Genomic DNA, 24,930 nt, shown 5'->3' with positions numbered 1-24,930 from the left:
TCGCAATGGAGAATTTTTCCCCGAGTCCTTGACAAAAAAGTAGTTTTGTGGTAAAGAATTGACCCCGGGAGAATATGCCCCTGTGGGGCAATTCTCAATTCGCAATTCTCCTCACCCATTGGTCAGGGAGTGAGGATAGGCGAGAAATCCGGCGGATTTGAGGGCATTGACGGCGCTTTCGCAGTCTTGCACGCGAAATTGAACGCCGAGGCGGACGAACTGACGCTGATAGGCAGAACCGATCGCCGCTACCACCGGGACTTTCGCGTTATCTTTATCCCTGATTTGTTCTTGCAGAATCGTTCGCAAACGGTGTTGTTGTTCGATGGTGCCCGCTTGTTGGGGGGTGAGGCTAATCATCACCATTTTCACCTGTTCCACCGGTTCGGCATCTTCAAGGATAATTTGCATTTTGTCTTCCCGGCGGTCTGCTTTCCCCCAGACAATCAAGCGAGTATCCGGTTGGATTAACGCGCTAATGCGATCGTAGGTTTTGGGGAAGACCACTCCTTCTACGGTACCGGTGAGGTCTTCCATTTGCACGATCGCCATGCGATCGCCTTTTCTCGTGGTCAGGGGTTTGACCTCGCTGAGCATCACCACCGCGCTGATAGTGCTATTTTCCCGTTGTTCTGGCAAGGCACTCAGATTAATCGGCGCGAGAATTTGCGCCGCTTTTCGCACGGATTTGAGGGGATGGTCCGAGACGTAGAACCCGAGGAGTTCTTTTTCCAGGCGCAGTTTTTCTTGTTTGGGATAGTCCTCCACCGAGGGGGGTTCGAGAATTTTTTCCAATCCCCCCTGATTGCCGTTATTTTCTGCACCATTGTCCATTCCGAGCAAATCAAATAGATTGCCTTGACCGCTATCTCGGTCTTTCGCCCGGTCATGTGCCCATTTGATGACTGTATCCAGATGGGCGATGGATTGCTTGCGGTTGGGGTTGAGGCAATCCATTGCGCCGCAATGAATTAGGGATTCTAAGGCGCGACGGTTGACGGTTCGCAGTTCCACGCGATCGCACAGATTGCTCAAGGAGGTAAACGGACCGTCTTTGGCGCGGGTTTCTAAAATGCAGGCGATCGCCGTTTCCCCCACATTCCGCACCGCCGAAAGTCCGAACAAAATTTTCCCCTCTACCGGGGTAAAGTCCACCCCAGAGCGATTGATATCCGGTTTTTCCACCTCAATTCCCATACTCTGGCAATTGGTGATGTATTTCTGCACCTTATCCTGGTCGCCACTATTCGCCGTCAGCAGCGCCGCCATATATTCCACCGGATAATTTGCTTTTAAATAAGCGGTTTGATAGGTGACATATCCATAAGCGGTAGAGTGGGATTTGTTGAAGCAGTTAGACGCCACTAGGCCATTGGCGAGAAGGAAATTATGGTCGCGTTCGACGCCAATATCATAGACGGGTTGAATTCCTAGCCACTGGCGCGAGATGAGTTTAACCGACACCCCGGTGAGGGGTAACTTCCGCTTAAATATCTCATCGATCGCCACCATTTTCCCCTCTTGCGTCATAAATTTATGGTCTTTAGTCGCTCGGATAATCGAACCCTCTTCTAGTTGGTACTCAAACACCTCTTGCTGACCCCGATTGTGCCACTGGGCAATCGGCTGAGTGTAAATGTAGCCCTCGCGATCGACGCTATAAACCGTACAAGGAATTTGCTCTTTTACGATTTTCCCGATGGGCAGTGGGCCATTTTCTACCGTCAATATTTCCGTATCGGCGCTTAAGCAGTATTCGGCGAATAATATCATCTGCTCGAATAAACTTTCGGCGATTTTTGGCGCAACTCCATTTTTAGTTGCACCGTCAATAAATATCTCTCGATGCTTCTGCATTTCCGAGACTTTCTTCTTGCCCATTGCCCTCCTCAGGAGGTCCGCTTGACCTAAAGAATATCCCGCTAAATCCTGCGCCATTTTCATAATTTGCTCTTGATAGCAATTATGCGTGACCACCCCATGCGCGAGAAAATAGGGAGAGGTTTGGTCTTCCATTTGGAGGTCAAAACACTCGGCTACTCCAGCGTCTTCTACAGACACCACGTAAACGTAGCGCGCATCTCGCAGATAGGTTTCTTGGTAGAGTTGGTGGGAAAATTCTTGCCAGTTTTCCAGTTTGGTTTTATACGGGAAAGCTTGGGGTTTTAATAAGGTGGCATTGTTCAGCGATCGCGTCACTGTTTTGCGGTTCATGCAGTCGGTGGTATCGCTCTTTTCTGTCAATAATTCCCTAAACCGATTGGCGGCGATCGCTAGAGAATTATCTGCATTTTCCTCATCTGAAAGTTGGCATGTGCCTAAAATCGATTTGAACCGAGTGCAATCGAGGATGTAAACGTAGTTGTCTGCGATCGAATAGGAAATTTTTAGACTTCCCAGCAACAGACCCACTTGTTGCAATAGCTGACAAGACGAACTGTGGAAATACACCACACTCGGAGAATAGCATCCATCACTGTCCCACAACCCGCGCAACAAATCGATGCGATCGCGAGTGCAATAATCCAACACATCCGCCGGTAAATGTTTCTGTTTCGATTTAACTTTCCATCCCCCTCCGTCATACACCGCATCCATAAATTGTGTCAACGGAGTAGGTTTGGGTTGCGTCTTGAACTTGGCGTAAGCGTACCAGCATCTCGTATGGAAATAATACTTCGGTTCTCCTCCCCAAGTTGCCGCCATCAAATTCGACACATACCCTGCCGTTTCTTCTGTCGAACAAGCAATAGTCGGGGTTGACGACACCAGATTGCCATCGCCAATCAGTAAACCCAGCAAATACGCTTCATTGGGATTCAGTTGCTTGCAATTTTTGGAAACCGGCCACCGTTCGTACAGTACCGAACTGTAAATATGAGAATTTGTCAATCCGCCTGCTGCCGGTATCAACTCTCCTGCTTGTTTATCGCCTTCTGGGGTTAAAAATCGATGGGTTTTACTGGAGTAGAGAGTCGTCCCACTAGACAGCGTAATTTTAACGATTTCTTTTACCCCACTGTGCCATTGTTTGGCAACTTTCGCCTGCCAAACTGTTTTCCCATCTGAGGTCAGTACCGCATCTCCGGGGCGAATCTCTTCGATCGCTACCTGAGAACCATCAGGTTTATCGATCTGCGTCCCTTTCGGCAAACAGAGAATTCCATAGGTTTCGTTGAGAATCGTTTCTAATTGGGGATGATCGTATTGAATTTGCTCGCGACCGTGTTTGCGGTTGATAAACTTGGGAATCAGACCGGCATCTAGCGGTCCGGGGCGATAAAGCGCCAGAATCGAGGAAATATCTTCAATACTCGAGGGTTTTAGCTCTTTAACCACCTGTCGCATCCCAGAAGATTCCAACTGGAAAATGCCTTCTAAATCTCCCCGTTCTAAAACCCGGTAAGTTTTCGCGATATCTTCCGGCATTTTTTTGACTTCACTGCGGGCGAGAACCTCCTGAGCTTTGCGTTCTTGAGCCGGTAAATCGTAGGGGTCGATTCGCCCGCCGCCATTTTGCTGGATATAGTTTAAAGTGTGCTGAATGGTGGTGAGATTTTTTAGACCCAAAAAGTCCATTTTCAGCAGACCCAGAGATTCGAGTTCTTCCATTGAATACTGGGTAATCACCGCGCCATCGTTGTTGCGTTGCACGGGGACAATTTCATCTAGGGGTTCGGCGGAAATCACCACTCCCGCCGCATGAACGCCAAAGGTTTTGTTAGTGCCTTCGATGCGAATGGCCATATCCACCCACCGATGCACTTCCGGGTCATTTTCATAGGCATCTTTAAAGGCCGGTTCCGGGGTTTTATCGGAAATCATCACGGAAAGTTTGGTGGGTTTACCGCGCGAAACGGGAATCAGTTTGGCCATTTCGTCGGCTTTTTTATAGGGAATATTTAACACCCGCGCCACATCTTTTAATACCGCTTTGGAGGTCATGCGGTTAAAGGTGATAATTTGCGCTACCCGGTCTTCGCCATAGCGTCGGGTGACATATTCAATTACCTCATCCCGGCGTTTGATGCAGAAGTCGGTATCGATATCGGGCATGGATTTGCGTTCGGGATTCAAAAATCGCTCGAACAGCAGTCCGTGATGTACCGGGTCGATGTTCGTAATTTTCAGGGCGTAGGCGACGAGAGAACCCGCCGCCGAACCGCGTCCGGGTCCGACGGGGATGTGGCTATCTCGGGCAAATTTGATATAGTCCCACACCACTAAAAAGTAGGTGGAAAAGCCCATTTGTTGGATCATTTTTAGCTCGTATTCGAGCCTTCGGGTATAGACTTCGTTGATTTCGCTGCGGGTTTTGGCATTGAGGCGATCGAGGAGTCCTTCCCAGGAGAGTTCTTCCAGGTAGGTTTTGGCGTTGTGACCGGCGGGGATGGGAAAGTCGGGACTGCGAGGTTCGCGCAGGATGTCTTTGTAGGGTTCGACTTTTTCGGCCACTTCTACGGTATTGGCGATCGCCTCTTTAATCACATCATCCGGGAGGTGATCGCGAAACAGCATCGCCATTTCTTCGGCTGATTTTAAATACTCGGTGCCGCTATAGCGCAACCGTTTTTCTTCGGTAATTAATTTCCCGGTTTGAATGCACAGCAATGCATCGTGGGCTTCTACATCGTAGCAGGAAATAAAATGCGAATCATTAGTGGCAACAATTTTAATATCCAGTTCCCGGGCTATTTTTACCAGTTCCACGTTAACCAGTCGGTCTTCACGGGAACCGTGGTCTTGAATTTCTAAATAATAATCGTCGCCAAATAAATCTTTATACCATTGGGCAATTTTTCGAGCCACATCTAATTTATTTTGCAAAATCGCTTGGGGAATTTCGCCGCCCAAACATGCACTGGTGACGATTAAGCCTTCGCGATGTTTTTCGAGCAGTTCTTTATTGATGCAAGGGCGGGAAAAAATCCCTTTCCCGTGGATGCCGTGCAGGTGGGAAATGCTAGTGAGTTTGACTAAGTTTTTGTAGCCTTGGGTATTTTTGGCCAAGACCACTTGATGATATCGGCGACAGCGCTTGGTGGTGTCGAGGGGTTCGTTAATCACATACATCTCGTTGCCGATGATGGGTTTGATGCCCTTGCTGCGACAGAGTTTGATCAGTTGGATCGCGCCGTACATGACCCCGTGATCGGTAAGGGCGATGGCGGGCATCCCCAACTCGATCGCTTTATCCACCAATTGCGGTAACTGACTGGCTCCATCGAGCAAGCTGTAATCGGTGTGAATGTGCAAACCTACAAAAGACATAATCACTCACCAAATAGAACAAACAATCAATGCGGAAAGGAGGAAAGTTCCGATCGCGTGGGAAAAACCTGCCCGGTCGGCATCCCCAGTTCCGGGACTCAATTAACTGCGATCGCCCTGTGGATGCCATCACCTCCAGGGAGTAGGGCGCAGAATTTTCGATCGGCTCGATTGCTACCCGGGATGGGCAAGCACGCGAGTTGAGATGAAGTTGTACCTCTCAACTCGTTTTGACGCGCATCTAAATTTCGGGCAAACGGTTGTGCCAATCTGTGGCCTGTTCGTAAGCATAGGCAACTTCAAACAGCAAGTCTTCTCGCAAGACATTGGCAATCATTTGCATCCCAATCGGCATTCCGCCCTCGTCAAATCCACAAGGTAAACTCATGGCCGGCAACCCGGCAAGATTGACGGGAATGGTCATCAAGTCTAGCAGATACATGCTCAACGGATCGTCGGTTTTTTCGCCTGCTTTCACCGCCGTGGTGGGGGCCGTGGGACAGACCAACACATCCACTTGAGCAAATGCGCGCTCGAAGTCTTCTCTGATTAAGGTACGGACTTTTTGCGCTTTGAGATAGTATGCATCGTAGTACCCGGCGGAAAGGGCGTAAGTGCCGATCGCAATTCGCCGCTTGACTTCCGCACCGAAACCTTGGGCGCGCGTCTTACCGTACATACCTAACAGATTCTCGCCTTCTTCGCTGCGAACTCCGTATTTGACCCCATCGTAACGGGCTAAGTTAGCCGATGCTTCTGAGGGAGCAATGATGTAGTAGGCGGGCAAACCATAGCGGAAGCGCGGGCAAGAGACCACTTGAATCTCCGCACCCAACTCTTGTAACAATTCGATGCTTGCAGTCACCGCTCTTTCCACCGCCGGATCGATGCCATGTCCGAAGGTTTCTTTGATAATTCCGATTCGTCGTTGCCCTTTGGGTTTTAAACTGGGTTTGACGTATTTGCGGTAGTCGGGAATTTGCACCTTGAGACTGGTGGCATCTTTCGGATCGTACCCGGCAATCTCGTGCAGCAAAATGGCCGAATCTTCTACACTGGTACCAATCGGCCCGATTTGATCTAAGGAAGACGCATAGGCAACCAATCCATAGCGCGAAACCAGTCCGTAAGTGGGTTTCATCCCCACCACGCCACAAAAGGCGGCGGGTTGGCGAATAGATCCCCCGGTATCCGAACCGATCGCGATCGGGCATTCTTGCGAGGCAACTGCTGCTGCCGATCCCCCGGATGACCCCCCCGGTACCCGGGTCAAATCCCAGGGGTTGGCGGTGCGCTGAAATGCGGAGTTCTCTGTAGAACCGCCCATCGCAAATTCGTCCAGATTGGTTTTTCCTACCATTACCGCCCCCGCCTCGGCTAGTTTTTGCGTCACGGTAGACTCGTAAGGCGGGATGTAGTTTTCCAAAATCCGCGATCCGCAGGTGGTGGGGATTCCCTGGGTGCATAAATTATCTTTTATGGCAATGGGGATGCCTGCTAGCATTCCAATTTCTTCCCCTGCAGCGATTTTGGCATCCACCTGACGGGCTTGTTCTAGGGCGCGATCGGCTGTCACTAGCAAAAAACTGTGCAGTTTCGGCTCTAATTTTTCGATCCGCTCTAAGGCTTCTTTGGTGATTTCAACAGCCGAGCGTTCTTTTTTGATTAGTTGTTTGTGTAACTCGCGGATGGATGCCATGCTTTTACCTTTTGACTTTAACTCCGGATGTACCAGACTTTATTTTGACACTCTCCCGGAAGAGCGCAGGAAGATTCTGAAAATCGCCCCCGGATGCGGGCTGAAACTAAGGTTTCGCGTTCCGTTCGCTTACGGGCCTCTCTTTGACCCCCTGCCTTGCATCAGCGTTTCGCTTCGGACACTCACCACCTTCTGAGGAGCGAAGGGCAATGCAACATCGGTCAACTTCGCGATCGCCGCGAGTTCGGCCCGGTTCTGAGTCTGTCTGGTTCTCAACTCGCGGTGGGTTCGGGCATGACATTATTTTATCGACCCGAGTGCATCAACCCGAACAATGGGAACTGAGGTGGGTTTGAACTGGCGTGTCGCTTTTGGTTGTTGCTCTCATGCACCCCACATGCATCTTCTCTGGCGCTTTCTTTTCCCGATCGCGCCCTTTCCCACTGCCAATTTTTCCCTCTGCCCTGCTTTGCCTTGCCTTGGATCCCAACTCAGGCTGGCTTTGTGGATCCAACTCTGGGGAACATCTCCCGGTTTGCTCCGTGTTTTCTCGGGAAGCAATTGCGTCAATGACTACTCTAGCAGCGATCGCTTCGCTTGTTTCGCCCAATCTCTTCCATGACTCGGCTTTTGCTTCTGTTCGCCTCCCTCCTTGCATTCCCCCCTTCTCCCTCGCCTGCGCCAGAATGCCATATCTGCATCCATTCTGCCCTAAATGGGCTGCCAATTACCTGTGACTTCTGGCGTCGCCACCGCTTCAACTACTCTTTTTACTTTTTTTACACCGCACCCGCAATCCTTTTCTGTTTTTGTCCATCAATCAGCAGATGGTACGGTGGGCACAGAGAGCTACTATCACAGGTGCCGAATCTCGCATCCCCTCTAGAACTGCCCACCCTACAAACTACTCAGTTGAATAGAGACAAAAATTCAGTTAAGCTGTCAGGCATTTAATTTGGGTACTGTAGCGAGCTAGAAGCTCGCACTACAATAACTTGGGGTGAAGTCTTCCCCCAATTTAAATGCGAAACAGCTTACTATTACCAATTAATCAAAAAAAACTCACACTGCAGTCTCTTTCTATCGGTATATTTCTGGCGCTAGATACATCTATGACGAAGAATTAATAAGATAGAAAAAGAGTCAAGTATCCTGGATTTTTTTGAAAATTTTTTATGTTAAAAGGTAAATGGATAACTGGAAATTGCATAGCGATCGCCGCGATCGCGGCGATCGCGCCGGTGCCCAAACTGGGCGCGACGGCTACGCCCACCCCCACAGAGGAATTGGGCGATCGCCTGCCGTCCCCGGTGGAACTCTCGGAACCGGAAGTGCCGCCGTTGGGCATTGAGCGCGAATATCTGCCCTCCGCCACCCCTGAAGAAGCGCAAACCCACTACGGTCATTATTCCTATTCCGTTGCGCCAAGACGAGAATTAGTGTCAGTTGGCAATGGGCAAAGGTTGCGTCGGGAGGCGGCGGCCCAGTTTCGAGAAATGGTAGCGGCGGCGGCGGCGGATGGGGTGCAGTTGGTGCCTCTGTCTGGCTTTCGCGATCGCGATACTCAATCCTATCTGTTTTATGGCAAAGCGAGACAGCGGGGGCAAAGCTTGCAGCAAAGAGCCAACGTCTCTGCACCGCCCGGGTATAGCGAACATCATACGGGCTATGCGATCGACATCGGCGATGCATCCGCGCCCCAACATCACGTTCGCCGTTCTTTTCACGATACCGATGCCTTTCGCTGGTTGAAGGCGAATGCAGGGGAATTTGGCTTTGAAATGTCGTTTCCGCGCCAACATCCGGAAATCAACTACGAACCGTGGCACTGGCGGTGGGTGGGTTCCGCGCGCAGTCAGCGAGTGTTTAGGGCGGCGAGACCCTAGGGGGAGGATGTCACCCATTGATTTCCCGTTGGGCGTTGCGGGTGAGTTGAGCGATCGCGGATTTATCCGGTGGCGGGGTATCGCTTTCTACATGCAGCCACAGCAGATATTCGATATTGCCTGCCGGACCGGTGAGGGGAGACCAGGTTAAGCCTTTGTATTGCCATCCGCAGTCGGTTGCGGCTTGCAAGACTTGGAAAATGGCATCGGCATGGTCTTGCGGATCGCGGACCACGCCTTTTTTTCCCACCCGCGATCGCCCCACTTCAAATTGAGGCTTCACCAGTAACACCACCTCTTTCGGCGCTACCAGCAACTCCCACAGGGCGGGCAAAATTTTGGTCAGGGAGATAAAGGAAACATCCAGCACGCCCAAATCCGGTTTAGGCTTTTCATTATCATATAAATCCTCTTTTGTCAAGTGTCTGAGGTTGGTACGTTCGCGCAAAATCAGGCGCGGGTCATTTCGCAGACCCCAATCCACTTGACCGTATCCCACATCAATCCCGTAGACCAATTCCGCACCGGCTTGCAGCAAACAGTCGGTGAAGCCCCCGGTGGAGATACCGCCATCGAGGGCAATGCGATGGGCGACGGGGATGGGAAAGACCTCGAGCGCTTTTGCCAATTTTTCGCCACCGCGCGACACGAAGCGCGATCGCGGCTTGAGTTCGATATTGGCATCGGTATTGACGGCGGTACCGGGTTTGTCAATCAGTTGGTTGTTGACCCGCACCTCCCCGGCGCGAATCAGCCGTTGGGCGAACTGTCGGGAGGAACAGAGGTTGAGTTCTACTAACAGGGTATCGAGTCGTTGCTTATTAGCCACAGTCGATCTAGAGAAAAAATGTCAGCAATGGGTCAATGTTCAATGAGTGAATTTTCAATTGGGTTTAGACCGAGGAGGCGAACAATGCGATGGGGGTGCGATCGCGATCGCGAGGGATTGCGATCGCGATCGCCCTGACCGATGGAGTTCGATCGCTTGTGAAATTTGCCCGTTATCCCATAATTAGACAAGACTCTCGATCCCTGACGAGAAACTTGACGTATTACGGGTAAAATGACATGCACTTGACGCGATCGGTATTCCCACAGCCTGTACGAGAAAAAGACAATCCCCTGGCCATTTTGAGTGGAGAGAATATTTATGTGGTTTATCCCAATGGAAAAGTCGAAGCGATCGCCCTCCAGTTGGCGCATCATTCGCCGATCGAAAAACTCCTGCAAAGGTGTCAATTTTGGGGAGACTTGGCAATTGGTTAGGGTTGCAAAAATTTTTCCCAAAAAAGATAAAGTCCGCCGATGCGGACTTGATAGAAATAGAAAAATCGACCTAAGAGAAAGAGATTAAATATCTTGCTCGCTCAATTCGCGACACATGTGGTCGAAAGGTTTGTCTAACCAAGCGCCGGGAGTGATACCAGCTTCCACCACTTTATCTTTCACCAGGTCTTTGAGAATTTGGATCCCCACCACAGTCGGACCAATCGGAACCCCTAAAGAATTGTAAGTTTCGCGCAGTCCTTGCAGCACTCGTTCGTCGAGCACATCGGTATTGCCCGCAACTAGGGCATAAGTGGCATAGCGCAGGTAATAGTCCATATCCCGCAGACAAGCCGCATAGCGACGGGTGGTATAGGCATTGCCACTGGGACGAATCAATTCGGGCAATTCAGCAAACAACCGAGAAGCGGCTTGTTTGACCAAAGAGGCGGCATTGGCATTAATCGCGCCGGCAGCTTGAACCCGTGCGGTGCCGCTTTCAAAATAAGATTTTAGGTTGTCGATAGCATCGCGATCGAGATAGCGACCGAGGCCATCATAGTTTTTTATCAGACTGGTTACAGCGTCACGCATTAAATTTCTTCTCCCAACAATCTCAACAAGTAATCTGCTACGGGTGGGTGGTGTTGTGCAGGAATATTCGGTTTTGCGAAACCGGATATCCGTGCCGCGCCCAATGTTGACCCAAAAATGAGTAATAATACTGGGGATGAGTTGAGTACATCGTCCTCCCCAAGCGCGATCGAACCAAAATTCGTTCGATGGTTTGTAGTTTACTATAAAGCGATACCCAGAAAAATAGTCGATCGCTTCCCACCTCGATGACGAACAAGACTCGCGGGGCAAAAAGGCGATCGCCATTGGGGTTCTCCCCCATCCAGGGAAAAAATCCCCACAGTAATGACCCTGGATACGCGAAAGGCGCGATTGCATGGCGAACGCGCCCTCATCTGAACCCGCCCCCAGGGCATGGGAATCGTGCCTTTTTCAGTGTTAGACCCAGTGACGCATCCCCGGTGGTGCGTTACCCCCGGATTGGATCGGGGATCCAATGGGAACGGGGGGTGGTGAGGGTGACGCACCCGAGGGTGGCGATTGTGTTAGGTAGCGATCGCCGCCCTCAACCGAAGCGGTGGAAGGGAATCCTTAATATTTTCTCTATGTGCTGCAAGAGGGAACTGTGATTAAATCCAACCAGAGTTGTGGTTAGCCTGCTAGGGCGCGGGGCCGGTTTGTATCCTTGAATACAAACCCTCCCGAAACCAATCCCTAGGATGAGTCAGGGACAACGCAGCGCGGGTTTATGCCAAGGCGCGATCGCCTTATTCCCCACCGGTTGACGAACCACTCCCTCCAAAAACGAGGGAGCAAAACAGGGTGGAGAAAGCAACCGTTGAGGTTCAGGTCCTCAAACCGTTGAGAATCCTGGAAGTCAGTGCCAGGGGAGGAACAGCGCGATCGCCGCGATCGCCGCTAGGTGCCCAGGAGATGTCTGTTTCGTCTTCTAACCTCCTTGAGTGAACCCCTGCTCGTGCGCGTACTTGTCACCAGCAACGCTTGTCACCAGCAACGTGGATTGACACCAATTGAGAACTGAGGAGTTATTTATGTTCCAAACCCCACAAGAAGTATTAAATTTTATCCGCGAGCAAGACATCAAAATCGTAGACCTCAAGTTTATCGACATGCCCGGTATCTGGCAGCACTGCTCGTTTTACCGGGATCTGATTGACGAGGATGCTTTCACCGATGGAGTCGCCTTCGACGGTTCGAGCATTCGCGGGTGGAAATCCATCAACGAATCTGACATGGCAATGGTTCCCGATCCCACCACCGCCTGGATCGACCCGTTCATGTCCGAAAAAACCTTGAGCATGATTTGCAGCATCAAGGAACCCCGCACCGGTGAAATGTACAGCCGCGATCCGCGCACCATCGCCCAAAAAGCGCTCGATTACCTGATTTCCACCGGCATTGGCGATCTCGCCTTCTTTGGTCCAGAAGCCGAATTTTTCATTTTTGAAGATGTCCGTTTCGACCAAACCGAAAACAAAGGGTTTTACTACGTCGATTCCGTGGAAGGTCGCTGGAATTCCGGTAAAGAAGAACCCGGTGGCAACCTGGGCTACAAACCCCGCTACAAAGAAGGGTACTTCCCGGTGTCGCCCACGGATACCCTGCAAGACATGCGAACTGAAATGCTGCTGACGATGGGCGAATGCGGCGTACCTATCGAAAAGCACCACCACGAAGTGGCTACCGGCGGACAAAATGAACTCGGCATCAAGTTTGCCCCGATCGTCAAATCCGCCGACTACTTGATGACCTACAAATACGTTATCAAAAATGTGGCCAAGAAGTACGGCAAAACCGCGACCTTCATGCCAAAGCCGCTATTTAACGATAACGGTTCCGGGATGCACACTCACCAGTCTCTCTGGAAAGATGGTCAGCCCCTGTTCTGGGGCGATGGTTATGCCAACTTAAGCAAAATGGCTCTGCATTACATCGGGGGTCTGCTCAAACACGCTCCCGCTCTGTTGGCGTTTACCAACCCCACCACCAATTCTTACAAGCGTCTGGTGCCCGGTTTTGAAGCGCCGGTGAACTTGGCTTATTCTCAAGGGAACCGTTCTGCTTCGATTCGGATTCCCCTGTCGGGTCCGAATCCCAAGGCGAAACGGATGGAGTTCCGTTGCCCGGATGCCACTTGCAATCCCTATCTCGCCTTCGCGGCGATGCTCTGTGCGGGTCTCGATGGGATTAAGAACGAAATCGACCCCGGCGATGCTCTGGATGTGGATATCTACGATCTCAGTCCGGAAGAATTGGCCAAGATTCCCTCGACTCCTGGGTCTCTGCTGGATGCGCTCAAGGCTCTGGAAGGCGATCGCGAGTTCTTGACCAGCACCGGCGTCTTCACCGAAGATGTCATCGCCAGTTGGATCGAGTTCAAGCTCGATAATGAAGTCAACCCCATGCGCCTGCGTCCGCATCCCTACGAGTTTTCTCTCTACTTCGATGCCTAAACCTCTGCGAGAAAATCGCAACTAAGTAAGTTGAGCCACCCTTACGGTGGCTTTTTTGTGGCGCGACGGCTCATCGGAACCAGTCGCGGTTGGTTTCCCTTTGCATAAACCATGCTCGGAAAAAATTGCGTTAGAATCAGCAACACAAGTTTATAAAACGTAACTAAAAAAGTATGAGCGTCACATACCCGCGTAAATTCCGCAATTCAATGAGCGCCCGCGATGTGATGAAGCACGTGGTGCGCGATCGCGAAATCCATCTAATCACCCTCAACCGCTACCGCTTTAGCGAACAACGCAGTTGCAAAGACCTCACGGATCTGATCGAACGCCTCGACGGTCAACCCCGCGAATTGGTACGCGAGTTGTCTCGCCACGTCTCCGATGAAGCCCGTCACGCTATGTGGCTCACGGATCTGCTCTACGAACTTGGCTCGGATCTGGACAAACCCCCGGGAATGGCCTATATCGAGGAATTCGACCGTCTGCTGGACAAAGATGGCTTTGAAACCCTCGAAGATGGCACGATCGCCGCCCTCGCCGCCATTAACGTCACCGAAAAACGCGGCTGCGAATATTTCTCCGGTCACATTCAAGCCCTCAAATCTGCCGAACAAACCCCAGAAAACATCTTCATCCGCGAAACTCTCGAACGCATTATGCCCGAAGAAGCAGGGCACGTGCGCTGGGGAAATCGCTGGTTGGCTCAAATGGCGAAAAAAAGCCCGCAACACCGCCAAAAAGTCGAACAAGCAAAATCCAAATATGCCGCGATCGAACAAGCTGCCTTTGAAGCCGGTATGGATATTACAATGGGCGCAGAATTGCGGCGCGTCGCTAGCCTCCTCGATGTGGCCAATACGCTCCCTCTCTGGGAACGTCCCGCCTACCTCATGGAACGCCTCCCGCAAACCCTGATCGCTCCAGACCTCCAGCTCACCCGGGTGCAAGCCGCACAAAAAGCCTGGAACCGCGATCCACAGGCATTTATGGAAAAATTCGTGCCGATGTTCTTAAACGGCTTGAATTCTTCTAATTCCAAAAAATAAAAGGCGAGAGTGACTTTTGCGCCTCCCCTTTCTGAAGGCGCTTTCCCTCCCTCGGTCATACTCGCCCCTTCCGTGATAAAATCGATCGCGGTAAATCTAACTCAATCGGCAACTCGCCAAGTTCACAAACCCCTTTTAACATCACTCAAAACATCGCTCTCAATTTTCGCTCCCTACCCAGCGAACGGTGTCCACCCATTCCAGGAGATTCAGATGACCACCGAAGTAGAAAACCTTTGCAATCCCGACGAATCCACTGAAGAATTATTGTCAGAGTCTACATCCGTTAACCTCGTCGAGGAAATCGAAACGGTGATTGGCAGTCTGGCCCAAGACCAAAAGGTGATGTTCGCCCAAAGCGAAGCAGGTCATCTTTGGAAATTTCAATACGGTAGCGTTGAGGTGTTCGTGCAACTGACGGGAACCACCGATGAGGACAGCTTGAGCGTGTGGTCTTTCGTCCTCAAACTCCCGGCGAAAAACGAACCGCAGTTAATGCGCCAGCTATTAGATATGAACTGGTCGTCTACTTTGGAATCTCGTTTTGCTATTGTGGACGATCGCGTGGTGGTGGTCTCCACCCGCACGGTGGCGGATATCAATCCTGGGGAAATTTCTCGCTGTATCACCATTGTGGCAACCATCGCCGATGACAATGATGAGGCGCTGCTTGAGGCATTCGGTCAATAAAATATCCCCCGGTGCGTTGAGTTCGCCGGGTCTGTTTGTTGCCCCTCCTCCATCACATCTCTGATGCATTCATCTTCTTGGCGCTCGATCGGTCTGATTCGCGCTCCCGCCAACATCCAAATGGCGATCGACTATTGGTTGTTCGAGCAGCATCGGGCCGGTAAATTGCCGCCTGTGCTGCGATTTTATACCTGGGATCCGCTGGCAATTTCTCTCGGCTACCATCAGCGTCGCTGGCCCGATGGGTGGCGTCAGCTCTCTTGGCATGGACAACCGATCGATTTGGTGCGTCGTCCCACGGGGGGACGCGCTGTGCTGCATCAGGGGGATTTAACCTATATGGTGGTCATGTCTGAATTGGGGGCAAACTCTTGCGCGATCGCTAAATCCTCTCGCCTCGCCGCCTATGAAACCATTTGTCAGTTTTTGATCGAGGGATGGCGCAGTTTGGGGGTGGAATTACACTACGGTCGGGCGGGACGCGGTTACGCTAAAACTCCCAATTGTTTTGCCACCGCTACCGGTGCGGATTTGGTCTTGCCAAATGGTGCTAAATTTATCGGCAGCGCTCAGCTCAAACGGGGCGGGGCTATTTTGCAACATGGTTCGATCCTGCTCAACCCGTCGGTGGAGTTGTTTTCTCGCGTCTTCGATCCGCAAGCTTCGCAATTGATTGGCGGAGTTCATCTGTTGCCCGATTCTTTACCCCGGGATGTTTCAAAGTTAATCGAGATGGCGATCGCTTCGTTACTCTGCGCCGCATCTCGCTGTTTTGAGGTAGAAATCCATCACCAGCCCCTTACCCGGGAAGAATGGCAACACATCAAAACCGATGCACTTAATTTGCCAGTTTTTGCGGTTTAAAATCCCGATTTTGAAGCGAAGGGCGTAATTCGCGAGAAGTTGGAAGCTCTGACTCTCCCACCGGAAGCCACTTCGGCGGCTTTTCTTTTGGCTCATCTCCGGGGAATTTGTTATGCAAATTAACCGTGCAGCCAGTTTACTTTTTCATCGCGGATTTGGCCAGTTCTTGGGGGGAGACGGCTTCGGAGGTGGCTTTGGCGATCGCGCCTAAATGAAACCCTGCCGGATAGCTGCCTTCTTCCTTAATCCGTTTAATTTGTTCGGGGGAAATCGGCAGGTTCATCTTTTTCGCTAAGGCGGCCACAATATCGCCGCGATCGATAATCCCGGCAACCGCACCGGCTTTGGAAAACACCGTCAGCAAGGTTAGCTGATGGTTTTCCATCTCGATAATCGCCTCTACCAACGGCGTATCTTCCTCCACGCCGATAATCTCGCTTAACGGCGTCACGATACTGCGAACGGTTTGCGTTTCCCACTGACTGCGTTCGATAACCCGCAGGTCCTCGGGGGACAGCCGACCGCGATAGCGACCTTCAGAGGCGGCAAAGTAGGCAAAATCGCGAGTTTCGGCGAGAATGTATTCCTCGGCAAATTGCCGCAGGGTCATGTTGGCATCGATGACGCGAAACTGTCTGGTCATCGCATCTTCGGCTTTCAGTTTGACTAAAGCTTCTTGCAACTGCGCTTGGGAATTGTAAGCGTTTGCAGTGCGAACGGCAAATCCGCCGAGAAAGGCAATCCAAATGCCACTCAAACTATTGTTGGATAAAAATAAAACCACGCCAAAGGCGATCGCGCTCAACCCCAGGGTTTTTCCACTCAGGGCCGCCCAGCGAATCCCCTGAAAGCGACTGCCGGTCAGCTTCCATACCGCCGCTTTTAAGACTTGACCCCCATCGAGGGGCAACCCGGGAATTAAATTAAACACCCCCAACACCAAATTAATTCTGGATAAATTCAATGCTAAAACTTCGATGGGGGAGTCGCTAGGGGTCTGTCCGGCGATCGATCCGAGAATGGCAAACAACATGAAACTCACCGCCGGTCCGGCGATCGCTACTTGAAAGGCTTGACCCGGGGTTTTCGATTCGCGATCGATGGACGCTACGCCGCCAAAAATAAATAAGGTAATCGAGTTAACCTTAATGCCTTGGGACATCGCCACCAAACTGTGTCCGAGTTCGTGAAGCAGTACGGAGGCAAACAGCAACAGGGCTAATGCCAAACCCACAGTCCAAGCGATTATGGGATCCCAGGTTTCGGTCTCGGCGAAGTTTGCCCCATTCGCCAAGGTGACCAACAGTAGGATAATCAACCAAGATTTATCGATATAGAAAGGGATACCAAATAGGGATCCGATTCGCCAAGCTGCCTGCATGAAACTTTCCTTTTTTCTTGACTCTAGCCGATCGCCTGCTTGTGGAGGGCGTCAACCCCTCAATTGTCCTTTCTTAATTGTACTCATTTTTCTCTGTTCCCCCACTGGGGTTGGATGAATGTCCCTGGGGAATTTGCGAGGGATCGAGGGGCAAAGGGTGACAGGCGGTAAGCGGCGATCGCCAATTGCGCTGTCGGGAATCAAGGGCGCTCCCCAGGGCGATCGCCTTGGGGAGCGGTTGGAATCATTTATTAGCACAAAACTTCGCTTTTGTCAAGCTTTATTTTGCACTTTGGTAGGAGGTTTACAGAACCCCGGCATTACCCAATCCCAAAATGATGCCCGCGCCGAGTAAGTGGCCGAAACTTAAGGTGGCCAGCAATTCGGGGATGCCAAAGTTAGTCCACAGGGCGGGGGGTTGCACGGGCAGACTCGGACCCACGCCGGGGTTTTGAATCGCCTTGTAACCAATGGCGATCGCAAACAGGTTGGCCAGGATCATCACCAGTCCGATGGTGGGGGACCAGCTTGGGGTGGGGGGGACGTTGGCTGCCGCTACGGCCAGTAAGGTGCTGTATAGCAAGATTCTATCTCCTATGTTGATAAATTTGTACAATTGAAAGGAATTATAAAGAGCGATGGCGAAAAAATAATAATTTTGCTCAATACTTTAAAGTTGCTTAAAATTTCGATACAAATCGAAACAATTACGGGGGACGATCGCGAATGCGCGTGAAGATTTGCGGAATTACCAAACCAGAGCAAGGACGGGCGATCGCGCAGATGGGAGCCAGTGCCTTGGGTTTTATCTGCGTGTCCCGCTCTGCGCGCTATGTGACGCCACTGCAGATTCGCGCGGTGGTGAGTCGGCTACAAGGAGAGTCGGTGGGCTGCATCGGGGTGTTTGCCAACACCACGCCAGAAACCATTTGTCAAGTATTTCGCGAAGCCGGGGGGTTGACGGGGGTGCAGCTACATGGCGATGAATCCCCGGAGGTTTGCGATCGCCTGCGTCGGTTACTCCCACCCGGGATAGAACTGATCAAAGCGTTGCGGGTCAAAACCCCGGCGGCGTTAGAAACCGCCAAGGAGTATGTGGACTGTGTGGATACCTTGCTGTTGGATGCCTATCATCCTGGGATGCTGGGGGGGACGGGAAAACAACTGGACTGGGGAAGTTTAACCGAGTTCGATCCGGGGTGTCCCTGGTTGCTGGCAGGGGGATTAACGCCGGATAATGTTTTAGCCGCCCTGGCACAAGTAAACCCCGCCGGCATCGACCTCTCGAGTGGGGTGGAGCGATCGCCGGGGGACAAAGATTTAGCCAAAGTGGCGCGATTGTTTGAAATGCTCAAACGGCAAGAAGTGTGAAGGATAAAACTTCGGGCTTGACACTTCACACTTCTGAGGTTATAATTCAGCCTTTAAAAGAAGCTGGGTTGGTGGCGAATTAGGTTCAGGAACTCTTCGCGAGTTTTTTGTTCTTCGTCAAAAATCCCGAGCATGGCACTGGTGACGGTCCAGGATCCGGGCTTTTGCACCCCGCGCATGGCCATGCACATATGAGTTGCTTCCATGACCACGGCCACTCCTTTGGGTTCTAAGATGGTTTGGATGGCTTCGGCGATTTGGCGATTCAGGCGTTCCTGGACTTGCAAGCGGCGGGCATACATTTCCACAATCCGGGCGAGTTTGCTGAGACCCACCACTTTTTCGTTGGGGATATAGGCAACATGTGCTTTGCCCATAAATGGCAGCATGTGGTGCTCGCAAAGGCTGAAGAAGTTGATGTCGCGAACCAGTACCATCTCGTTGTGCCCTTCGTCAAAAATGGCATTATTCACCAGGTCTTCTAAGGACTGGGAATAGCCGCTGGTGAGGAAGCGCATGGCTTCGGCTACGCGCTTGGGGGTTTTGAGCAAGCCTTCGCGTTCGGGGTCTTCTCCGATGGAAAGGAGAATGTCTCGCACGGCATCCATCATCCGCTCGTTGTCTTCTTCTGCTGCTGCAGGGGGGTGCAGGTGGGGTTGCGTGCCGTTTAAGGTGTTGCGATCGGGTCGGACGGGAATGGCGGTTTTACCGGAAGCATTTGCGGCTTGCATGCCGTTTTCAAGGTCTTTTTTGGTTCCGTTAGAACGGTTGTCAGAGGCAATAGTCATAATAAATTTGGGTTGGAGTTGAAAGGAATGTACAGAACAACGGGTGGATGAGCGATCGCGCCTTTAAGCGGTGAGTGCATTTGTACGGAAGGCGCACTCATACTCGCGATCGCTCGAGTTAGGTGGGCAATCCTTTTGTCGAGGCTCGAACGGCAGTATCGGCTCAAATCCAGTGGAGATTTATCGCACTCCCGGGTTCGATGTGAAAGTGAGTTCCTCAACCACTGCGTTATCTGGCAGCAGTGCAGTTTGCCGGGTGGATCCGGCAGCAATTTCCGGGTCAACCGCTTGCCAGGGTGATACTCCCGGGGCGCTGGCGTTGCCCGGGGGAGGCTACTGTTCTAGAGGGCTGTCCGGAAGTCGGCGCGGTGGCTCATTCCTGGGTTGTTCGCCAAAATGGGCGATCGCCAATTTTTTCTCGCACTGGCTTAACCTGTGCTTAGTTAATGGCGTAAGTCTTTGCACTGATGCCCGAGGAACGCGCCGCGTTGGTCACGGCTTCTATTTTTGCGGGCGATCGCTTCGCCTCTTGCCACATCAATCCCGGTTTCGGCAAATGCTAGGGTCGTGGCCAAAGCCAATCCCATCTCATTGCCTCAGCGATCGCGGTATCCGGGCAAGGTTGGAAAACCGATCGAATCGGGTAATTATTTTTGACGGACAAAACCTCTTGCATCCAAGCCATACTTGGCTTTATTATGTAAGTTTCCTCGTCTCTCATTCCTCGCCGACGAATTGCTGACATCTTTTGGGAAATTCGCCGGATTAACGTACCAATTCTCAATTCGGCTGCAGGAGACAGCATCTCTATCTGGGGATAGATGCTCAAAGATTGCATTCCGTGGGATGATGAGACATCGAATATCCGGCATCGCAGGATCCTGTATGCGCCGAGTCTCCCGAACCCGGGACAGGGATTTCCCCACTCTCGATGGGCTGTTTGATGGCAAGTTTGCGGCATGAGCAACTATCTGTAAACTTCACCGAACCGCAGCGATCGCCGCTTATGAAAGTTTGCCGGCTATAACGCTTTTGCTGTGAATGGCACTTCGGAGTGCCGTCCATCTGTCGCCTCGGAGACCCAGGCAGAATTTCTCCCGGATAATCTGTACTTGCCGAGAGCGTCAACCTATTTCCCTTAACGGGTTAACAACAAGTTTTACAAATTAACTGCAAGGTGAGAGAGTTTGGGCATCAACGGTTCGGGCAAATATTGGATATGAGTTTGGCTAACTGTGAAGTTTCTGCGTGACATCTAAGGAGAAACTCCGGAGGCTTGTTGTCCATTTGGAAAATCGCTCCACTGAGAAAAATTAGCAAAACGTAAACTTTTGTGACCTTTTCAATTATAACTGACCCGGGGCGTTTTTTGGCAATTTCTGGAAATTTTTGCCGGGAAAATTGCGAATGGCCAATTTCGGCTCGCCACTTGCCCTCTGGGGTTTTTCCGCCACAGCGATCTGTAAATTTCGGGGGAATAAGCCGGGAGTTTTTCATCGGGTGAAATAGACCACTGGCCGCCGGAAAATTCTTTGGCCAAAGCTCCGATTGGAGCAGGAAAAGCAGGGAAACCCGGAGCAATTTTCTAGGGCGATTGTTCCTTGCATACCACTGGATATTTCCCTTTTTTTTACCGTGGATTGCCCGGGCAGGAGGCCGATCGCCGTTTAGGGTTGACAGGGTTGTGCTGTTATGCTAAATTTAACGCACCAATCAAGCACGAGCCATTTTACCCAGGGAAAAATATGCGAATTAAATGTATTCCCGCTTTAGGCTGGCACTTCAGCAAACATGCCGATGCGGCGAAACTTTTGATACCGCAGGTCTCGGCGTTGCTGACTGGTTAGGGCAGAAAGTTCTTCTAAATTCTGTAACAACGCTTCTTTGAGGATTTCAGCGGCTTTCAAGGGATTGGAATGAGCGCCGCCGATGGGTTCGGGCAAGATTTGGTCGAGAATTCCGAGGTTTTTCAAATCCCCGGAGGTAATTTTCAACGCTTCGGCGGCTTGTGGCGCTTTGGCGGCATCTTTCCAGAGAATCGCCGCACAAGCTTCTGGAGTCGCCACGGTGTAAACCGCATGTTCGAACATTAACAGCCGATCGCCGACGCCAATGCCCAAGGCCCCGCCGGATCCACCTTCGCCAATCACCGTGGAGATAATCGGCACGTCTAATCGGAACATTTCGCGCAGGTTATAGGCGATCGCCTCTCCTTGGCCCTGATGTTCTGCTTCGATGCCGGCCCAAGCGCCTGGGGTATCGATGAAGGTAATAATCGGCATTCCAAACCGATTCGCATGTTCCATCAATCGCATGGCTTTGCGATAGCCCCCGGGAGACGCCATGCCAAAATTTCGCGCTACGTTGTCTTTGGTATCGCGCCCTTTTTGATGACCCAGAATCGTTACCGGAATGCCGTCAAGTCGGGCAATCCCCCCGACCAGGGCCGGATCGTCACACCCTCGCCTGTCGCCGTGCAATTCCATCCATTCATCGGCGATCGCCTGAATGTAATCGAGGGTACTCGGACGTCTCGGATGTCGCGCCAACTGCAACCGCTGATAGGGGGTCAAGGTGGAAAATATCTCTTGCCGCAGTTGGTTGGACCGCGCTTCTAACTGCCGGATTTGCTCCGACACATCCACGCCATTTTCTTCGGCTAGATCGCGAATTTGTTGAATCCGCCCTTCTAGCTCGGCTAATGGCTTTTCAAAGTCTAAAAGGAATGTTCTGCGTTCGGTTGGTGCCATAAACGATTGATGGAGGACGGGGCGTCAAGGGAGATAACTACAATTGGGCGATCGGCGTTTGGAGTGGATGGGGAATCATCCTCAGAAAGCCGATCGCCGTTCATCCCCTAAAAATTAACGGAAAACCGGGTGCTGCGCCGTGCAATTCAGATAATGGAGTCTGCAACACAGATTAAAACCCCAGAGGCGCGCTCTAAAAGCTCAACAGGGGTTTAAATCCATGCTTCACCGACCATTTGCCGATTTGCTCCATTTTCTCCACGGTGATTTGATTGCGTCCCCACGAGAAGTTCGTGTAGATTTTTTCAAATTCGAGCAGCATCGATTCGGCAAAGCAGGCAAATAGCTGACGGGCGGGAATATCCATGCTGACGATTTTCATAATCCGCCAGTCGATATCTAAGGAGTGTTCCACAATGCCGCCTTTGAGGACGAAGACTTCCGGATGCTGCAGTTGGGTGTCTAGGTTCTTCGGGTATCCGCCATCGATTAACAAGCAGGGATGTTTCAACTTGTTGGCTTCGAGTTGAATGCCTTTGGGCATACTGGCGACCCACACCACAATGTCAGCTTGGGGAAGGGCTTCTTCTAGGCTGATTATTTTGCCCCGCCCGAGTTCTGTTTGCAAGGCATTCAGGCGATCGCGATCGCGGGCAATCAGCAATAAGTCCGCTACATCCACGCGCCGATCGAGCCAGCGACATACGGCACTGCCAATGTCGCCTGTGGCTCCACAAACGGCTACGGTGGCTTTGGACAATTCGATGCCTAGCTGTGCGGCTCCCTGTTCCACCTGCTGACAAATAATGTAGGCGGTGTGGGTGTTGCCGGTGGTAAAGCGCTCGAATTCTAGCTTGATATTGCGGACTTTCTCAATTTGGTGCAGGTTAAAGTTTTCAAAAATAATCGAGGAAAAACCGCCAAGCGCTGTGATGTTGATGCCTTGCTTTTGGGCGTGCGCCATCGCGTTGAGCACTTTGCGGGTGGCGGCTTTGATTCGCCGATTGGCGAGCATCTCGGGTAAAAAGCAAGATTCCACGTAACGACCTTCAATGGTCTGTCCCGTTGCCACACTGGTAACAGTGATATTATCGACAATCTGCGGTGGCGCGGAACACCAGAAATCAAGCCCTTGGTCGGCGTATTCTGGATATCCGAGATCTCTAGCAACCGACTGGGCGTGCGCCAAACTGGTTAGGTGACCGATAAGACCAAACATTAAACGTTCTATGTAAGCCTTTGTTTTAGGCAAAAATGGGTTAACCGCAAGGGGGTGGATTTTAAGGTATCCTTGACAATCCTACTACACAACGGAGTGCCACAACACATGCACTCCAGGTGGGGCGATCGCAACAACCTCCATCTGTGGCGGCTATCTTCGCCCACCGAGTCCGCCTCGGACAGAGGCCCCCCTCTGAGGCTGCTCTGTCCGAGGCGTCTGCATTACTTCGGTGAAAGGATTCACTACAGTGCTATCAACCCGTGATGCCGTAAGCGGACATCCGCATGATTTCGCGGGTGGAGAACCCAATGTTGCTCAGGGCTTCGCCATAAGCAATCATAAAGTCTTCGATTAAGCTCTCTTTCTCCATCGCCAAGATGCGGGCGTCTGCTTCAACTTTGTTGAGCATTTTCCACACCAAGGGCAGGTTCTCCCGATTGGCTTGTTCTAATTCGGCTTTGGATTCTTCAAAGTGGGCTTTGAGCCACTCTTCGCCAAAGTTTAGATGGCTGTATTCGTCTTTGACCACTCCTTCGGTGATTTTGCGCGCGAACGGATCCGCTACGGGGATGTAAATGTTGTACGCCGCGATCGCAAAGCTTTCGATAATCAGCGCTTGAATCAACAAGCAGGTGACGATTTTCTCTTCGGCGGCGGCTTTTTGGAAGTTCTGGTGCAGGTCTGCAAAAAACTCCCGCGCAAATTCCATGTCTGGCGTGACTTCTAAGTTGCGACCACAAGCTTGGAACCCTTTCTTATGGCGCGCCTCCATTTTGGCTAACCGGGCTAACTCCTCTTTGGACTCTGGTAGCAGTTGACCCAGTTGAATGTAGTTGTCGTTGGCTTCTTGTTCGCCTTCGATTACAATCGCGTTGATGCGGCTGTAAGCGTCTTTATAGGTTTCGCTCTGGTAGTCGAGTTCAGGGGTGATGGCCTCGAGCTGCGGCATAAGTCTGTTGTCTCCTGAATAGATTGTTGCCGACGATCGTACAGTGACTGTTGACGTCTTAAGTTATTAGGATAAACTGGTTCACCCTACTTAAACAACATAATTGTTACTTTACTCTTCGTAATCAAACTTCAGCATTCTGATTATAAATCGTGAACGCTCGCAAATACTGCCTGGAGCTTGAATTTGCGTTTTGCCCCCTGGCTGGGGCAAATGCTGCCTCTCCTGTGCAAAATCTCCGCCCCCCAGACAAGAGGGACTACCCGGATCCAGCCTGCCAGGGCTAATTTAATGGCAAAGCGCGCCATTAAATTAGCCCGCTTCTGTGCTACCCCAACTCCCAATTGTCAGTTTTCCCTGACAATTGGGAAAGCGATCGCCCTCCCGTTGCCATCTTACCTATCGCAGACTGGAAATTGAGAATTGAGGATTAGGAATAAATAATTAACTATAGCCAATAAGCAATCATCAATAAACAATTGTAAATTAAATTTCAAGAATTGTAAATTAGAAATACACCGACTTTATACCAAGTTAGTATAAAATAGCTACAAATAACCGAAACCGATCGACTAATGCTTTGGGAGGGGATGAGGGGATTTAGTTGTTTCCCCCCGCGAGATAAACATTCTTCCTTTGTCCCCCCCCTTTCCAAGGGGGGTAAGGGGGGGATACGAGGTAAAAATCATTCCTT

General features: G+C 51.3%; 22 protein-coding genes. 10 read left to right on the top strand and 12 right to left on the bottom strand.

Going from position 1 to position 24,930, the window contains the following annotated elements:
• Positions 1 to 111 precede the first annotated feature (111 nt).
• Positions 112 to 5,271 carry a DNA polymerase III subunit alpha gene (gene dnaE / locus AC0QH1_RS17360; protein WP_324632501.1) on the bottom strand — a complete coding sequence of 1,720 codons (5,160 nt, stop codon included), beginning with the start codon at positions 5,269 to 5,271 and terminating at the stop codon, positions 112 to 114.
• Positions 5,272 to 5,512: 241 nt separating this feature from the next.
• Positions 5,513 to 6,970: an Asp-tRNA(Asn)/Glu-tRNA(Gln) amidotransferase subunit GatA gene (gene gatA, locus AC0QH1_RS17355; protein ID WP_324632499.1), complete on the bottom strand. Its 1,458-nt coding sequence runs from the start codon at positions 6,968 to 6,970 to the stop codon at positions 5,513 to 5,515.
• A gap of 156 nt (positions 6,971 to 7,126) precedes the next feature.
• Between gatA and AC0QH1_RS17350 the strand changes: the two genes are divergently transcribed.
• Together AC0QH1_RS17350 and AC0QH1_RS17345 are read left to right on the top strand one after the other, a co-directional pair.
• Complete coding sequence (locus AC0QH1_RS17350; protein WP_324632497.1) at positions 7,127 to 7,315, top strand: hypothetical protein; 189 nt, start codon at positions 7,127 to 7,129, stop codon at positions 7,313 to 7,315.
• Positions 7,316 to 8,145: 830 nt separating this feature from the next.
• Positions 8,146 to 8,856, top strand: a complete 711-nt coding sequence (locus AC0QH1_RS17345) for a M15 family metallopeptidase (RefSeq protein WP_324632496.1) — start codon at positions 8,146 to 8,148, stop codon at positions 8,854 to 8,856.
• A gap of 10 nt (positions 8,857 to 8,866) precedes the next feature.
• On the opposite strand, the gene AC0QH1_RS17340 is transcribed toward AC0QH1_RS17345, so the two are convergent.
• A complete protein-coding gene (locus tag AC0QH1_RS17340; RefSeq protein ID WP_324632495.1) occupies positions 8,867 to 9,685 on the bottom strand; it encodes a TlyA family RNA methyltransferase in 819 nt (272 codons plus the stop codon).
• A 46-nt stretch (positions 9,686 to 9,731) separates the two neighbouring features.
• Between AC0QH1_RS17340 and AC0QH1_RS17335 the strand changes: the two genes are divergently transcribed.
• Positions 9,732 to 9,872 (top strand): hypothetical protein, encoded by a 141-nt coding sequence (locus AC0QH1_RS17335; protein ID WP_324632494.1) that lies wholly within the window; start codon positions 9,732 to 9,734, stop codon positions 9,870 to 9,872.
• 52 nt (positions 9,873 to 9,924) lie between these two features.
• Positions 9,925 to 10,122, top strand: coding sequence for a hypothetical protein (locus AC0QH1_RS17330; protein ID WP_324632493.1), 198 nt, complete (start codon positions 9,925 to 9,927; stop codon positions 10,120 to 10,122).
• 84 nt (positions 10,123 to 10,206) lie between these two features.
• On the opposite strand, the gene apcB is transcribed toward AC0QH1_RS17330, so the two are convergent.
• Positions 10,207 to 10,716, bottom strand: coding sequence for an allophycocyanin subunit beta (apcB, locus tag AC0QH1_RS17325; RefSeq protein ID WP_324632492.1), 510 nt, complete (start codon positions 10,714 to 10,716; stop codon positions 10,207 to 10,209).
• Positions 10,717 to 10,753: 37 nt separating this feature from the next.
• The gene (locus AC0QH1_RS17320; RefSeq protein ID WP_324632491.1) at positions 10,754 to 11,020 is read right to left on the bottom strand and encodes a hypothetical protein; all 267 of its coding nucleotides are present in this window, start codon (positions 11,018 to 11,020) and stop codon (positions 10,754 to 10,756) included.
• A gap of 500 nt (positions 11,021 to 11,520) precedes the next feature.
• Here AC0QH1_RS17320 and AC0QH1_RS17315 point away from each other — a divergent pair, with 500 nt between their 5' ends.
• The 5 genes from AC0QH1_RS17315 to AC0QH1_RS17295 all read left to right on the top strand — a co-directional run bounded on the left by AC0QH1_RS17315 (position 11,521) and on the right by AC0QH1_RS17295 (position 15,775).
• A complete protein-coding gene (locus tag AC0QH1_RS17315) occupies positions 11,521 to 11,664 on the top strand; it encodes a hypothetical protein (protein WP_324632489.1) in 144 nt (47 codons plus the stop codon).
• An 86-nt stretch (positions 11,665 to 11,750) separates the two neighbouring features.
• Entirely contained in the window at positions 11,751 to 13,172 is a 1,422-nt protein-coding gene (glnA, locus tag AC0QH1_RS17310; RefSeq protein WP_324632488.1) for a type I glutamate--ammonia ligase, read from the top strand.
• Between the two features lie 173 nt (positions 13,173 to 13,345).
• The gene (locus tag AC0QH1_RS17305) at positions 13,346 to 14,221 is read left to right on the top strand and encodes a ferritin-like domain-containing protein (protein ID WP_324632487.1); all 876 of its coding nucleotides are present in this window, start codon (positions 13,346 to 13,348) and stop codon (positions 14,219 to 14,221) included.
• Between the two features lie 213 nt (positions 14,222 to 14,434).
• Positions 14,435 to 14,911 carry a YbjN domain-containing protein gene (locus AC0QH1_RS17300; RefSeq protein ID WP_324632486.1) on the top strand — a complete coding sequence of 159 codons (477 nt, stop codon included), beginning with the start codon at positions 14,435 to 14,437 and terminating at the stop codon, positions 14,909 to 14,911.
• A 63-nt stretch (positions 14,912 to 14,974) separates the two neighbouring features.
• Positions 14,975 to 15,775, top strand: coding sequence for a lipoate--protein ligase family protein (locus AC0QH1_RS17295; protein ID WP_324632485.1), 801 nt, complete (start codon positions 14,975 to 14,977; stop codon positions 15,773 to 15,775).
• Between the two features lie 136 nt (positions 15,776 to 15,911).
• Here the strand turns inward: AC0QH1_RS17295 and AC0QH1_RS17290 are convergent, their stop codons facing one another.
• Both AC0QH1_RS17290 and psaK read right to left on the bottom strand, forming a co-directional pair.
• Positions 15,912 to 17,156, bottom strand: coding sequence for a site-2 protease family protein (locus AC0QH1_RS17290; RefSeq protein WP_324632484.1), 1,245 nt, complete (start codon positions 17,154 to 17,156; stop codon positions 15,912 to 15,914).
• A gap of 304 nt (positions 17,157 to 17,460) precedes the next feature.
• Positions 17,461 to 17,739, bottom strand: a complete 279-nt coding sequence (psaK, locus tag AC0QH1_RS17285; protein ID WP_324632483.1) for a photosystem I reaction center subunit PsaK — start codon at positions 17,737 to 17,739, stop codon at positions 17,461 to 17,463.
• Positions 17,740 to 17,882: 143 nt separating this feature from the next.
• On the opposite strand from psaK, the gene AC0QH1_RS17280 reads away from it, so the two are divergent.
• Positions 17,883 to 18,527, top strand: coding sequence for a phosphoribosylanthranilate isomerase (locus AC0QH1_RS17280; RefSeq protein ID WP_324632482.1), 645 nt, complete (start codon positions 17,883 to 17,885; stop codon positions 18,525 to 18,527).
• A 53-nt stretch (positions 18,528 to 18,580) separates the two neighbouring features.
• Here the strand turns inward: AC0QH1_RS17280 and folE are convergent, their stop codons facing one another.
• The 5 genes from folE to AC0QH1_RS17255 all read right to left on the bottom strand — a co-directional run bounded on the left by folE (position 18,581) and on the right by AC0QH1_RS17255 (position 24,236).
• Positions 18,581 to 19,315, bottom strand: a complete 735-nt coding sequence (gene folE, locus AC0QH1_RS17275) for a GTP cyclohydrolase I FolE (RefSeq protein ID WP_324632481.1) — start codon at positions 19,313 to 19,315, stop codon at positions 18,581 to 18,583.
• 443 nt (positions 19,316 to 19,758) lie between these two features.
• Positions 19,759 to 19,902, bottom strand: a complete 144-nt coding sequence (locus tag AC0QH1_RS17270) for a hypothetical protein (protein WP_324632480.1) — start codon at positions 19,900 to 19,902, stop codon at positions 19,759 to 19,761.
• 1,182 nt (positions 19,903 to 21,084) lie between these two features.
• Positions 21,085 to 22,065, bottom strand: a complete 981-nt coding sequence (gene accA / locus AC0QH1_RS17265) for an acetyl-CoA carboxylase carboxyl transferase subunit alpha (protein ID WP_324632479.1) — start codon at positions 22,063 to 22,065, stop codon at positions 21,085 to 21,087.
• A gap of 193 nt (positions 22,066 to 22,258) precedes the next feature.
• Positions 22,259 to 23,284 (bottom strand): long-chain acyl-[acyl-carrier-protein] reductase, encoded by a 1,026-nt coding sequence (locus AC0QH1_RS17260; protein ID WP_324632478.1) that lies wholly within the window; start codon positions 23,282 to 23,284, stop codon positions 22,259 to 22,261.
• Positions 23,285 to 23,540: 256 nt separating this feature from the next.
• Positions 23,541 to 24,236, bottom strand: a complete 696-nt coding sequence (locus AC0QH1_RS17255) for an aldehyde oxygenase (deformylating) (RefSeq protein ID WP_324632477.1) — start codon at positions 24,234 to 24,236, stop codon at positions 23,541 to 23,543.
• Between the last annotated feature and the right edge of the window lie 694 nt (positions 24,237 to 24,930).

The organism is Phormidium sp. CCY1219, assembly GCF_055795085.1.
This window is presented reverse-complemented; position numbering and strand designations above follow the sequence as displayed.